Annotated in this window: 10 protein-coding genes; 8 read left to right on the forward strand and 2 right to left on the reverse strand. The window is 40.9% G+C overall.

From position 1 onward, the window contains the following. Positions 1 to 84: 84 nt before the first annotated feature. The 6 genes from ispG (at position 85) to AK825_RS04805 (ending at position 8,743) form a co-directional block, all read left to right on the forward strand. Positions 85 to 1,200, forward strand: a complete 1,116-nt coding sequence (ispG, locus tag AK825_RS04780) for a flavodoxin-dependent (E)-4-hydroxy-3-methylbut-2-enyl-diphosphate synthase (RefSeq protein ID WP_068034998.1) — start codon at positions 85 to 87, stop codon at positions 1,198 to 1,200. A gap of 101 nt (positions 1,201 to 1,301) precedes the next feature. Continuing rightward, positions 1,302 to 2,603 (forward strand): histidine--tRNA ligase, encoded by a 1,302-nt coding sequence (hisS, locus tag AK825_RS04785; RefSeq protein WP_068034999.1) that lies wholly within the window; start codon positions 1,302 to 1,304, stop codon positions 2,601 to 2,603. 107 nt (positions 2,604 to 2,710) lie between these two features. Beyond that, positions 2,711 to 3,529: a tetratricopeptide repeat protein gene (locus AK825_RS04790; protein WP_082787168.1), complete on the forward strand. Its 819-nt coding sequence runs from the start codon at positions 2,711 to 2,713 to the stop codon at positions 3,527 to 3,529. Between the two features lie 178 nt (positions 3,530 to 3,707). Further along, complete coding sequence (gene bamB / locus AK825_RS04795; RefSeq protein ID WP_227514119.1) at positions 3,708 to 4,856, forward strand: outer membrane protein assembly factor BamB; 1,149 nt, start codon at positions 3,708 to 3,710, stop codon at positions 4,854 to 4,856. A gap of 345 nt (positions 4,857 to 5,201) precedes the next feature. Then, positions 5,202 to 6,632 (forward strand): ribosome biogenesis GTPase Der, encoded by a 1,431-nt coding sequence (gene der / locus AK825_RS04800; RefSeq protein WP_068035001.1) that lies wholly within the window; start codon positions 5,202 to 5,204, stop codon positions 6,630 to 6,632. Between the two features lie 164 nt (positions 6,633 to 6,796). Then, positions 6,797 to 8,743, forward strand: coding sequence for a HAMP domain-containing sensor histidine kinase (locus AK825_RS04805; protein ID WP_068035002.1), 1,947 nt, complete (start codon positions 6,797 to 6,799; stop codon positions 8,741 to 8,743). 135 nt (positions 8,744 to 8,878) lie between these two features. Here AK825_RS04805 and AK825_RS04810 read toward each other — a convergent pair whose 3' ends face one another. After that, complete coding sequence (locus tag AK825_RS04810; protein ID WP_068035003.1) at positions 8,879 to 10,045, reverse strand: D-alanyl-D-alanine carboxypeptidase family protein; 1,167 nt, start codon at positions 10,043 to 10,045, stop codon at positions 8,879 to 8,881. A 514-nt stretch (positions 10,046 to 10,559) separates the two neighbouring features. Further along, positions 10,560 to 10,904, reverse strand: coding sequence for a hypothetical protein (locus AK825_RS04815; RefSeq protein ID WP_227514120.1), 345 nt, complete (start codon positions 10,902 to 10,904; stop codon positions 10,560 to 10,562). Positions 10,905 to 11,743: 839 nt separating this feature from the next. On the opposite strand from AK825_RS04815, the gene surE reads away from it, so the two are divergent. Further along, the gene (gene surE, locus AK825_RS04820) at positions 11,744 to 12,649 is read left to right on the forward strand and encodes a 5'/3'-nucleotidase SurE (protein WP_068035005.1); all 906 of its coding nucleotides are present in this window, start codon (positions 11,744 to 11,746) and stop codon (positions 12,647 to 12,649) included. 166 nt (positions 12,650 to 12,815) lie between these two features. Further along, positions 12,816 to 13,613 carry a M23 family metallopeptidase gene (locus AK825_RS04825; protein WP_068035006.1) on the forward strand — a complete coding sequence of 266 codons (798 nt, stop codon included), beginning with the start codon at positions 12,816 to 12,818 and terminating at the stop codon, positions 13,611 to 13,613. Positions 13,614 to 13,674: the final 61 nt, after the last annotated feature.

Raw genomic sequence — 13,674 nt, forward strand, 5'->3', positions numbered from 1 at the left:
TATTATTAGTTTTTTATAACAAGTTTATTAAAAGTTTAGACTGCTAATATTCTCTTATCTTTTGCTCTGATTGAAGGATTTTATATGTCAACGTCATCGCCTATTACTCGCCGTCCTACCAAAAAGATTTATGTCGGTGATGTCGCGATTGGCGGCGATGCACCGATTAGTGTGCAAAGCATGACCAATACTGACACTTGTGATGTAGCAGCGACAGTCGCACAGATTGAGCGCTGTGTTGAGGCAGGCGCCGATTTTATGCGGGTATCTACTCCGACGATGGAGACGGTCGAAGCATTTGGTAAGATTCGCAAGCTAGTTAGCGTACCATTGGTCGCTGATGTGCATTTTGATCATAAGATTGCACTTGCGGTTGCTGAAGCTGGCGCAGATTGTCTGCGTATCAATCCGGGTAATATCGGTAGTGATGCTAAAGTGCGCGAAGTGGTAGCCTGTGCTAAGCATCATAATATTCCTATTCGTATTGGGGTCAATGCAGGTTCTTTAGAGAAAGATATTCAGCGCAAATATACTGAACCAACTGGTGCGGCGATGCTTGAATCTGCCATGCGTCATATTGACATATTAGAGCGTTTAAACTTCGACCAATATAAAGTATCAGTCAAAGCGAGCAATGTGTTTTTAACTTTAGATGCCTATCGCTTAATATCAGCACAAATTGATAATCCGCTACATTTGGGTGTGACTGAAGCTGGTGTATACCGTACTGGCGCAGTCAAATCTGCTATTGCGCTTGGTGGTTTATTATTAGACGGCATTGGCGATACTATTCGTATCTCCTTGGCAGCAGAGCCAGAAGAAGAGATTAAAATCGGCTTTGATATCTTAAAGTCGCTTAATATTCGCTCGAATGGCGTAAACTTTATTGCTTGTCCAAGCTGCTCACGTCAAGAGTTTGATGTGATTAGAGTAATGACTGCTTTAGAAGCGCGTTTAGAAGATGTACGCGAGCCGATGAATTTGTCAGTAATTGGCTGTAAAGTGAATGGTCCAGGAGAGGCAAAAGAGTCTGATATTGGTATCGTCGGCGCATCACCAAAGTCATTAGTATACCGCATGGGTCAAAAGAGCCATCTTATCGATACCGACAATCTCGTTGATGAAATAGAAAGCATGGTACGCGCTCATGCAAGAGAGCTTGAGAAATCGCGTGAGAATGAGATTATTAGAGTAAAGTAAGGCGAAGCGTAAAATACTTACTATTGTAAATGGCGGTAAATAGTAACGACAAGAATAACAATAAAGACAATTGTTGTAATATTTAAGGATATAACCGAATCATGATCAAAGCTATTAAAGGTTTTAATGATATTCTGCCGGAACAGGCAGCAAAATGGCTTCAATTAGAAGCAGTGTTGGCAAACGTGTTGGCTAGATACGGTTACGAGAATATTCGATTACCTATCGTTGAACAGACTGATTTATTTGCTCGTGCTATTGGCGGTGCTACGGATATCGTCGAAAAAGAGATGTATAGCTTTGCTGATAAGTCCGAGCCACCAACACCTTTGACCTTGCGCCCAGAAGGTACAGCGGGTGCAGTACGTGCAGTCATTGAACACAATTTGCTGCGCGGTGATACACCAAAGCTTTGGTATATCGGTCCTATGTTTCGCTATGAGCGCCCGCAAAAAGGTCGCTACCGTCAGTTTCATCAGATAGGGGTCGAGAGCTTTGGCAGTGCATTACCAGATGCTGATGCTGAGCTGATTGCGATGACGCAGCTGATGTGGCAAGAGCTGGGTCTTAAAGATGAGATGCGCTTGCAGCTAAATAGTTTGGGTGAGATTGATGAGCGTCACGCTTATCGCGATGCTCTGGTTGCTTATTTAACAGACAAGCAAGATCAGCTTGATGATGATAGTAAGCGCCGCTTGACCACCAATCCGCTACGAATTTTAGATAGTAAAGAAGCAAGCACACAGGCGCTGCTCACTGACGCACCCAAACTTGCTGATTTTTTGGGAGCTGAGAGTAAAGCGCACTTTGAGCAGGTTCAAGCTTATTTGACGACGCTAGGCATAGATTATGAAATCAATCCGCATTTAGTACGCGGTCTCGATTACTATAACAAAACAGTTTTTGAATGGGTGACTGATAAGCTTGGTAGTCAAGCGACTGTCTGTGCAGGTGGACGTTATGACGGCTTAGTCGGTCAGCTAAAATCAATAGATGCTCGTGATGACAAGGATAATAAAAAACCTGTTAAATCTGAACCTGCTGTTGGTTTTGCGATGGGGCTTGAGCGCTTATTGCTACTCATTGATGCTGTTAACCCTATGCCACCTACATCAGCATGCGATGTTTTTGTCGTTGCCCATCCAGAAGTATATAGCTCGGGTCTCAGTTATGCACAAGACTTACGCCATAGCCGTCCAGATTTACGAGTTAAGATGGCGAGTGCGACCAGTATGAAAGCACAAATGAAAAAGGCTGATAAGTCAGGTGCAGCATTGACTGTTATTATTGCGCAGCAGGAGCTTGACGATAATACGATTAGCATTAAAAATATGCAGACCGGTGATCAGCAATCAGTGGCACAGGATTGGCTGGCAATAACAGAGAATTTTACGCGTCTGTAATAGTTTCAATAATAAAGTGCAGCGATGTAATAGACAACCACTTGCTGTTATGCAATTAGATTTTAGCAACTAGATTTTAGCAACTAGATTTTATCAGGTAAATAAACATGGCTCAGAATACCCAGTCGCCAAATACAGACAACTCGATGCAAGCGCTTAAGCAATATGGTAGCTATATCTTCACAGCTATATTATTAGCATTAGCAGGCTATTTTGGCTGGACATACTGGCAAGATAACCATGCACGGGTAGATACCGTTGCCGCTGATCATTATGCGGATATTCAAAGGCTCAATGAAGAAGTTAGTCTAGCAGCACAAAACCCAGATTTAGAGGCTGAGGCATTGACTGCACTTGCTGCTAGTCGTACCCAGCTCAATAAAGATATCGATGCACTAGTTAGCACGCATGGGGACTCAGTCTATGCTTGGCAAGCATTAATGATTAAAGCTCGTCAGCAGGTCGATAGCGATGATTTTACTGGTGCTACCGAAACTTTGAAAAAAGCTCTAGCAATAGATTTGGGTGATGCAGGCTTAAGTGCAATTACACGTCTGCGTTATGCAGAGACGCTATTATCTGCAGGTGATGCAGATGCAGCTTTAGCAGAAGCTAATAATGATATGCCAAGCTCCTTTGAGGCCAGCCAACAAGAGTTGCTAGGTGATATTTACTTAGCAAAAAATGATGAAGATGCTGCTATCAAAGCTTATACTAATGCTTGGAATCTCATCAGTAAACGTCAAGAAACTCGAGCAGTATTGGCATTAAAGATGGAGAGTCTTGGTATTGTTCCTGAGCCAATTAGCGAGCCAGCTAGTCTTATTCAAGCAGCTGCTATACCTGAGACAGCAACACAAAATCCTAATGTTAACGTTAATGATAGCGTTAACAATAGTAACGTTTCTGACCAAGCAGCGCAGTAAATCAGCAGTATAATAAATAGTAATGTATATTACAGACAATTATGGTGCTATTTATTCGCAGCTTCTCAATTTATAGCCCGTTTATCGATAGTTAATTTATTCGTAGTGAGAACATACAATGACCCGATCTATTCGCTTCAGCAAAACGATAAAAAATAAGACTATAAAGTCGACTGTCATGAATGTGGCAGTCTTGGCGCTGATGACGACTGCTGTCGTTGGGTGTAACCGTGGTATCAAGCCAGTGGTACATGATCCAGTCAAACTGGTGCAAATTGCACAACCTGTTAGTGTGCTTCAGCCTGTATTTAGCGTTGATGTTGGTAATAAAAAAGCCAATAAAAAAGACCCTCTTGCTCTACAAGTTGGCTATAGCAATGCACAGATTATCACGGCATCACGTGGTGGTGAGGTGACAGGTTTTGATAGTACTGGTCAGCGTTTATGGTCAATGAATGTTGGCAATCAAATCACGGGCGGTGTGGCACTAGATCCATTAAGTCAAACTGCTATTGTTAGTACACGTAATGGTTTAGTAATGGCGTTCGATAGCGCTACGGGTGCTAAGCGCTGGGAGCATCAATTATCGGGTTCTGTGCTCACGCCTGCACTGATTAGTAATAACCGTGTGGTATTATCTGCTAATGATGGCTTTTTACATGGCTTATCTTTACAGACTGGTCAATCGATATGGCAGTTTGCGACTCAAGTCCCAGCTATTAGTGTCCGCGGTAGCGCAGCGCCAACCTTATTGGATGACAAAACGGCATTACTGGCTACTGCTGATGGCCGCCTGCACGCTATCACGACCGATAGTGGTTTACCACAGTGGTCAAGACGTGTCGGTGTAGGTACTGGTAGTAGTGAAGTTGAACGTATGAGCGATGTCGATGGCATGCCTATCGTTGATAATAATCAGTTATATGCAATTAGCTATAGTGGTCAGTTGCTTGGGATTGATTTAGCGTCACGTCAGGTCATGTTTGTTAACGAACTTGCTAGCCTAAAAGCACTTGCTGTGAATAACAAACAAGTCATTGCAACCAGCTTAGAAGGTAAGGTCGTTGCATACGATCGTATTAATGGTAACGTATTATGGGAAAGTGAAGCCCTTGCTTATCGCGATTTGACCAACCCTGTCATGATTGGAAACTATATCGCTGTTGGTGACCTTGAAGGGGTAGTGCATTTATTTAATCCTGCAACTGGCGATATTGTTAGCCGAGTACAGACTAAAGGTGCGTTAACTAACTTGCAAGTACAGGGTAGTCGTTTAATGACTCAAAGTGTCTCTGGTCAAGTAGCAATATGGCAGTTAGCACGTTAAATACTTAAATCTATTGTTGTTTTAACTTATTGTTTGTGAATTATTAGATTGCGTTACTCGGTTATTTTTCTTAGTAAGAGTATTTAATAATAGCTTTATATAATTTGAACGCTGCCTTGTCAGCGTTTAATGCCTTGTATAGACAGTACGTTTCGCGTAATCTATGCGCCCTTATATAGGTGCAGTTATTTATAACTAGCGGACTGTCTCATACGATTAATGCATTATCTATCCAATCACAGACTGTTATCCCTTATTATTATTTTTTATCTTTATCATTCATTTAAGTTTGCGGTAATATGACACGTATTTGTTGTCATTATTGTCCGTCATTGAGAGTAACGCATGAGTATCAAGCCCGTGGTCGCCCTAATTGGCCGTCCCAATGTAGGTAAATCTACTTTATTTAATCAATTTACCAAGAGTCGTCAGGCTTTGGTTGCCGACCTATCAGGTCTGACTCGTGATCGCCAGTATGGTGATGCTGCCTATGAAGGCAAGTCATTTATCGTTGTGGACACTGGTGGTATCGGTGAAGCAGACGATGGAAGAGGTGATATTGATGACTATATGTCTGAGCAGTCACATACCGCGATCCATGAAGCTGACATTATTGTCTTTGTAGTTGATGCGCGCGTAGGCATGATTGGTGCCGATGCAGAAATCGGTAAGTTCTTGCATAGCTTAGGCAAGCCTGTATATGTTGTCGCCAATAAAGTCGATGGCGCTCATGATGCTGCGCCTGCAGAATTTTATGCACTAGGATTGGGTGAACCTTATCCAATGGCTGCCAGCCATGGTCGCGGTGTCGGCAATCTTTTAGAAGTAATTACTGCTGATATGCCTGAAGACGTAGATGCTAGAGAGCCAGATGGTCTAAAGCTCGCTATTATTGGTCGTCCAAATGTAGGTAAATCTACGCTTGTGAATCGTCTATTAGGTGAGGATCGGGTCGTTGTATTCGATATGCCTGGTACCACGCGAGATAGTATCTATATTCCTTATAAGCGCGATGGTAAAAACTACGTATTGATTGATACTGCTGGTGTACGTCGCCGTGGCCGTATTGATGAAAAAGTAGAAAAATTCTCTGTTATTAAAACCTTACAAGCTATCGAAGACTCTAACGTTACTGTCATCGTTATCGATGCGCAAGAAGGTATCGTGGATCAAGATCTGCATATGATTGGTTATGCACTTGATGCAGGCCGAGCATTAGTAGTCGCCATTAATAAGTGGGATGGTTTAACTCATGATCAAAGAGACTATATAAAAATTGAGATGGATCGTCGTTTTAATTTCATACCGTATGTAAAAGTGCATTTGATATCAGCATTGCATGGTACGGGTGTGGGTAATCTTTATCCATCCATTTTACGTGCTTATCAGTCTTCTATGTTTGAAGTGTCTACCAATCGTTTGACGCAGATTTTAGAAGATGCTGTTACTGCGAACCCGCCACCAACCGTTGCAGGCCGCCGTATTAAACTGCGTTATGCTCATATTGGTGGCCATAATCCACCGGTAATTGTTATTCATGGTAATCAAACTGGCTCGTTACCTAAGAGTTATCAGCGCTACCTCGAAAACCAATTCCGTGAAGTGTTTAAACTTGAAGGTACACCGCTTAACGTGGTCTTTAAGCTCAACGAAAATCCATATGCTAATAAGAGTGATACGCCAACCAAGGCTAAAGCACAACAATTGCTTCAGCGCCAGCGTAATCGCAAGCAAAAGTATTCAAAGAATAATAAAAGCACTGATAAAAAACGATAAGAAATACGTTTAGAGACCTCTGCAATAGAGGTCTTTAGGCCAAATAAATTGAGAAGATGGTACTAGTATAAGTACTTTCTATCCTTACCACGCATCCTAAAACAAACGATCCATACACTTATGAGGTACTATAAGTAATAGCCGCCATGAGTTGATTGATTAACATGAGTACAAGTCTTCCTACAAACATACCCACGATTATACGTCGTTCCGTATTGCAAGCTATCATTGTGGCAGTTTTGGCAGGATTCTTATTGTCTTTCGTCTATGCCTTTGTTTATAGCTATCAACAAAAACGTCTCCATGTTCAGCAATTGGGTGAGATGCTTGCAAATAGTGCTTCAATCCCTGATGGTGCTAATCTTGTTGCCAGACAAGTAAGTACATTGTTAGATAGTGACCCGACTCTACAAAGTATTCTGTTTTATTCGACTGATGATCCTATTGATTCCTTGGGTCAAGATGATATCGATAGCGTGAGCAACAATTGGTATAACGCCTTGATTGCTGATACGGTCAGCTTTAACTATCCAGTTACTAGTCGCTACCTTAGTGGCAATAGTATTCAGCGTGCTAACTCCAGTCAACAACTTGCTAGTACATTATCTGTTGAAGCTGAAGATACAACTATGTCAACGACTCAACTGGCAGCTCGTAATACCTTAGTTGGCTATATCAATATTACCTTAGATATCAATAAGCTGCGTTGGTACTGGATACGCATTAATCTGTTATCGTGGTTTGCGACCATTGTTCTGGCTATCTCTATTGTTTGGTTTGTCTTGCGTAAACTTAATTGGCCGACCAAAGATATTATTGAGCTGGCAAAAGTATGCGAAACGGCAGCCAACAACCCTGAGCTTGAACAACTACCAACTATTCAACAGCGTTTTGGATTTGAAGAGCTGATACGCATAAAAAAAGCCTTTATTATTTTATTTGATCGACTAAGAGCCGCACAGCAAGACTACCGCGACCTTGCAGATTTTGAGCAGCAGTTACATAACAAGGATTTGTCTCTTGATATGCAGCGCTCCAATTTTCAAAACATGATTACTCATGAGCTAAAGACGTCACTGAATGCTATTACAGGTGGTTTACAGTTATTGGATAATCAATATCTCAACGATGAACAAAAAGACACCTTAGCCATCATTCATAAAGGAAGTCATCACTTAGAGTTAACGCTTGAGCAGATTATCCAGCTAAATAGGATAGAAAAAGGCCAAATGATCGTCAGTTTAAGTGAGTTTAATCCATTACAAATGATTGCCGACTTAATAGAAAAATTCGAGCCCGCAGCGAGGCAAAAAGATCTAGAGTTAATTAGCCGTATTCATCACGTAGAATATACCCTTGAAGGGGACGTGACTAAGATTCAGCAAATCTTAACCACTTTGATAGACAATGCGATTAAATTTACTTATACAGGCCAAGTTGTTATTGATTCTCAGCTGACACATTTTAATGAGAGTATTCGCTGGCAAATTAAAGTTACTGATACAGGTATTGGTATTGATAAAACTTACTTAGAAGATATTTTCACTCCATTTTTCCAAGTTGATTCGTCAGATACTCGTGAGCATGAAGGGGTAGGAATAGGGCTGTCAGTTATCAAGCAAATTATCCAACTACTTGGTGCAGAAATTGAAGTTGATAGTGAGCTCGGTACAGGTAGTAAGTTCATTGTTACCATGCCCCTGCGTTATAGAAGTCAGACTCAACACCAGAATCTCTTAAAAGGAATGGATATTGTTTACTACCATCACGATGAAGCGGGCTTTACGGTACAAACGTTGAAGCAGCTTGGGGCTAACGTCAAATCCCAGCGTAACGGACAATCGATGATGGATTATATTTTGAAAGCAAAAGTAAATACGATCATGTTTGCAGAAGAGGTATTACCCGAACAGGTCGCTCAATTAGCCAAGTGTATTCGTGAACGGGAAACTACTTGTCGCTCACTATTAATTTATTGGTATCCGCCACATAAAGAGCGTTATGTAGAAAGTTTTGAATACGATTTAAAAGCCGCAGGGGTAGATTACTGTCATAGTACGGTACAAGATCCTAAAGTATTAACTATTTTATTGAAAAAATGGTTAGCCTAGTTTTTAACTATTAACTATCAAGTTTTGCAGTAACAAGTTTGATATCTAGAATAAAAAAAGACGCTTGATTAGAAGCGTCTTTTTTATGTTTATAAGCTTATCAAAAATAATTGACTGGCTATTATTCTAATAAACTTAGAACAAGTTCTGTGCCCAGCGTACCACATGCTGCCACATCCGGCTCATAAAGCCTGATTGTTCGACATCATTGGTCGCTACGATAGGCACTGAAGCTACTGCTTTACCATCAATTACTGCCAACATTTTACCGATTTGTTGACCCTTTTTGATAGGTGCTTCTATGCTGTCAGGAATATCAACAACAGTAGTGATTTTGTTTTTTTGAGTTTTGCTGGTTAGAATTTGTAGAGTATCGCCTGTTGCCAACTCTACCTCATCTGCCTCTCCAAACCATACTGGTAGCTTGCTAACAAACTGACCAGACGGTGCTTTAGTCACGGTAGTAAAGTGTCCAAAACCCCAGTTAAGCAGCTCTCGCGACTGATCAGCACGCGCTTGCTGGCTTTCTGTACCCATAATGACAGAAATCAGACGCATATCATCACGGTTACTTGAGGCAACCAGACAGTAGCCTGCTGCATCAGTATGACCCGTTTTTAAACCATCTACGGTAGGATCGGTGGCAAGTAAAGCATTACGATTGCCTTGAGTGATACCATTGTAGGTGAATTCTTTTTCAGCATAGATGTCATAGTACTCACCGCTATTTTTAATGATAGCGCGCGCAAGCTTTGCTAAATCAAGTGCTGATGCTTGGTGACCTTCATCAGGCATGCCCGTTGCATTCACAAAGTGCGTATTATCCATTCCAAGCTTTTTGGCTTGTTCATTCATTAATATTGCAAATGACGCTTCGCTACCTGCAATATGCTCAGCCATTGCTTTTGATGCGTCATTACCTGACTGAATGATGATACCGCGTAGCATGTCGATGACACTGGCGGTTTTGTTCACTGGCACATACATACAAGACTGGCTACTGCTACCGCGACACCACGCGTTTTTGCTCATCAGTACTTGCTCATCTTCGGTCAAGTCGCCTGAGCTTAAACGCTGCTCGATGATATAACTGGTCATCATTTTGGTTAATGAGGCTGGTGGTAGAGGCTGGTTAGCGTTTTTTTGCGCTAGTATTTCACCAGTATTATAGTCCATCAATACATAGGCGGTATTATCCATCTCCGGTGGTTGAATGGCGGCATTTGCCATTACTGCACTTAAAGATAAGCTAACACCAACTACCAGCTGTACGAGCTGTTGTTTTACAAGCTTTACTGTCATAGATTGTTACACCACATCATGAAACCCAATGCGTCTACCGCCAACTATACTGATACAAGCATTTGAAGCTGACGGTGGACATAAAATTAAGGCCTTATCTTAGCAAAATGCTACCCGATGGGGAAACAATAAATACGATAAAATAAGACGTCGACAATGTGGGCAAGAATAGTCTAAAAAACAGTCTACAGCAACAGCTATGATGACTATCATTTAGATTTAATTTGTTAAAAGATGCGAGAAACTATTTAGGATAGTGATGGCTTTACTATACGCAGGTTATATAGAGGTTTTAAACTTGTACAAATGTCTTATAAAGGTTTAATACAAAAAAGCTTGCTACCCTTTACTCTTAGCTTTCAGAGTGAGGGGTAGCAAGCTCAGTTTGGGTTAAAGCGATTATGCAGTGAGTTATTATGTATAAAAAAGCTCTTATAATTGTTTTATTAGTAGCTTACTTATAGCTAAATTACCATTAAAACTTGTTTTTGCTAGGTTGGCAGTATGCCAGTCATTAGTACTCTGCGTTCGCTAAGTCTTCACAAAGCGCTTTGTTGTCTTGTTTGGAGAATCCAAGAGTCCAACTACGAATGCTTTGTAGAATTTGACGATAATCTTGCTGCGTTGACAAATACTGTATAGCCGCTTTAGGGTCTTCTAAAGAAGGCATAAGTTCATGTAGCTGTGTATTATAAGATTTGTAAAACCGTTGTTTTTGTCTTTTGTTTAGCATCGGTGGGCAAATCTCAGACAGTACCTGCATAACAGCAATCTCATGTTTAGTAATACTAACACCAGACATATCAAGAGGAATGGTAGAGACATTACCATTAGCTGCATTAGACGTTTGTGCTAACATGGCAACAGAGGCTATCAATCCAACAAGGCCAACTTTTGAGGCTATTTTCGAAACTGTTTTTGTCGTTATAGAAATCATAGCTAATATCGATTGATTCTTCATTCGGTATCACACTCGCTTTGCGTTATTTAATGGTGTTATGGTAATCGGAAAAAAAATAAAAGTCACATAAAATATTGGCTTATGTGTAGATGTCTTGTGACCTGATGGCGATTCGTAGCAACATATCAGTAGCATCTGCCCATAAGTTACATCAGCCTTAATAGATAATTGTCTATTGTTGTTCGTTGTTGCCTATTGTAACGAAAAAATACGCTAAATGGTGACCAATCAGTATCAGTATATACATCCACAAAGGTGGATTTTGTAATGTTAAAGGAGTCATCAAGCATTCGTAGGTACAATTGCAACTGATTGATTATACTTGACTTTAAGGTAATAAGTTAAGCGTTAGTTTATGAATGTCCACTATTAAGTTATAATCGCTTTCAAGGTTATATAGTAGTTCTATATATCAAGTGATTCTATGCACATAGACTCGCTATTGACTTACTTATCTATGAATAGGTATTCATTAAAGTATAACTATTATTACGCTGACAACTGTATTTCAAATGACATTGTATTTATACGACGTTTTTATTTTTTACTTTTTTATATCTATATTTATCTGCTGCGCTTTAGCTCACAAAAACTATCTTTTACATCAAAGCATTGCTACATTGTGCTGTCTATATTGATAAGTCATATGAACAGTAGCAATGAAACTATAGTAAGCGAGTAAGCGGCTAGAAAATAATAAGCAGCCAGAAAATAAGATATGATTATATTGAGCTGATATGAAGTTTTTAATTAGTAACGATGATGGGATACATGCGCCAGGATTATTAGCGTTATATCAAGCACTCTCTAAAGTAGGAGAGGTAATGGTCGTTGCACCAAATGCAGAAGAGAGCGGTAGCGCAAGCTCGCTCCATATCTCACAGCCATTATATACCCACAAGCTGCCATCAGGGTTTATTGCCGTTAATGGCTCACCTGCAGATTGTGTTTATCTTGCGTTACATCAGCTTTATTCAGATGTTCAGTTTGACTGTGTGATTACAGGTATTAATTCTGGAGACAATTTAGGGCAAAAGGTATTTTTTTCAGGTACTTTTGGTGCGGCGTTGACTGCCCAACTCTTTGGCGTACCAGCGATTGCAACCTCGTTAGTAGGCGGTAAAATCAAGGGTAACGGAGAGGATAAAATCAGTCATTATCAAATGGCAGCAGAAGAAATCGTTAAACTATTGACTGAAACCCCTATATTGGAAGAAATCACGCGTTTGCCCTATCATGTACTAAACGTCAATATTCCTAATGTAGACACGGCTGAGGCTATTAAGGGACGTAAGGTCACGACTCTAGAACATAGTCTACTGGCAAACCCTGTACATCAGATAGTGGATCCACGTGGCCGTGATGCCTATTGGTTGTGTTTAAAAAACTGCCAAAATCCGCAAACCGAAGAGTATAGCGGCGCTTCTATCGATACGTTTAATGATGATTCTATAAATGGATATAAGCCTCTAGGTATAAACAGCCTTGAGCTTAAAAATCAATCGATAACAGATAATAACGATAGCGTAGTTGTCTATACTGATGCTCAAGCCGTCGCAGCAGGCTACATTAGCTTATCACCTGTTCGTCTGCATCATACGCCGACTTATGCGCTTGATCGACTCTCGACCTTAGCTTTGTAAGGCGCTCATATATTGATATTTAATATTAGAAGTACTGTTTTTATAAATAGAGTCAAATTCTATAAATAGAGCCATATTATGGTTATAATAGCGGCGGTATAACTCTATAAACTGTAAAGATAACAACACGATAATCGTGAGTAATATAAAGAATAGGAAACCTTGTATGAAAAAGCTTATTTCTAAGTCGCAGCTGGCGACTGCTGCTTTAGTCGGAACTCTAGCGGTTGCGATGACAGGCTGTGCGACTAAGCCTACTTATCAAAATTCTGCACAATCAGGTCCTAAAATCATCACCAATAGCCAAGGTGTACCTAACTATCATCTTGTCAGACGTGGCGATACTGTTAGTCAAATTGCTTCACGTTATCGCTTAAATTATCGTCAAATCGGTGCACTTAACGGTCTTGATAGTAAATATACTATCTATAGTGGTCAATGGCTCAAGCTTTGGCACGGTGAGCAAAGCGCGTCTGTACGTCCTACTAGTAACAACAACTATAACGTTGCTGCTACACCATCGACTCCGCAGCCGCAGTACACACCACCGCCTACGACTGGCTCAACTCCTGCTTATGAGGTAACTGCTAACTCGACAGCAGGTTACGAGTATCCTAGCCGTAACCAAGTAATCCGCAATTTTGATGCCTCATCTGGCAACATGGGCATGTGGTTTGCTGGTAAAGAAGGTGATCCAGTACTTGCTAGCCAAAGTGGAACGGTACTGTATTCTGGCGATGGGCTAACAGAATATGGCAATCTTATTATGATTCGTCATAGTGGCAATTACATTACCGCTTATGCGCACAACAGCCAGCTACTCGTCAAAGAAGGCGAAGCAGTACAGCTCGGTCAACGTATTGCCAGTATGGGTAGCAGCGGCCAGACCAACCAAGTAGCACTGCAATTCCAAGTGCGCTTGAATGGTAATCCTATCGATCCGCGTGCAGTCTTAGGTCGTTAAATATTGCTTAACTTAGGTGTCATTTAGTCTAAGCTGAGTAATAGGAGCTCAAAGCCTATTG

Source organism: Psychrobacter sp. P11G5 (genome assembly GCF_001593305.1).
Taxonomy (GTDB): Bacteria; Pseudomonadota; Gammaproteobacteria; order Pseudomonadales; family Moraxellaceae; genus Psychrobacter.

Bases quoted from the DNA above. Each gene is read 5' to 3' on its own strand.
- AK825_RS04815 (WP_227514120.1), bottom strand. From the start codon at position 10,904: ATGTTAGCACAAACGTCTAATGCAGCTAATGGTAATGTCTCTACCATT.
- AK825_RS04825 (WP_068035006.1), top strand. From the start codon at position 12,816: ATGAAAAAGCTTATTTCTAAGTCGCAGCTGGCGACTGCTGCTTTAGTC.
- AK825_RS04810 (WP_068035003.1), bottom strand. From the start codon at position 10,045: ATGACAGTAAAGCTTGTAAAACAACAGCTCGTACAGCTGGTAGTTGGT.
- ispG (WP_068034998.1), top strand. From the start codon at position 85: ATGTCAACGTCATCGCCTATTACTCGCCGTCCTACCAAAAAGATTTAT.
- surE (WP_068035005.1), top strand. From the start codon at position 11,744: ATGAAGTTTTTAATTAGTAACGATGATGGGATACATGCGCCAGGATTA.
- bamB (WP_227514119.1), top strand. From the start codon at position 3,708: ATGAATGTGGCAGTCTTGGCGCTGATGACGACTGCTGTCGTTGGGTGT.
- der (WP_068035001.1), top strand. From the start codon at position 5,202: ATGAGTATCAAGCCCGTGGTCGCCCTAATTGGCCGTCCCAATGTAGGT.
- hisS (WP_068034999.1), top strand. From the start codon at position 1,302: ATGATCAAAGCTATTAAAGGTTTTAATGATATTCTGCCGGAACAGGCA.
- AK825_RS04805 (WP_068035002.1), top strand. From the start codon at position 6,797: ATGAGTACAAGTCTTCCTACAAACATACCCACGATTATACGTCGTTCC.
- AK825_RS04790 (WP_082787168.1), top strand. From the start codon at position 2,711: ATGGCTCAGAATACCCAGTCGCCAAATACAGACAACTCGATGCAAGCG.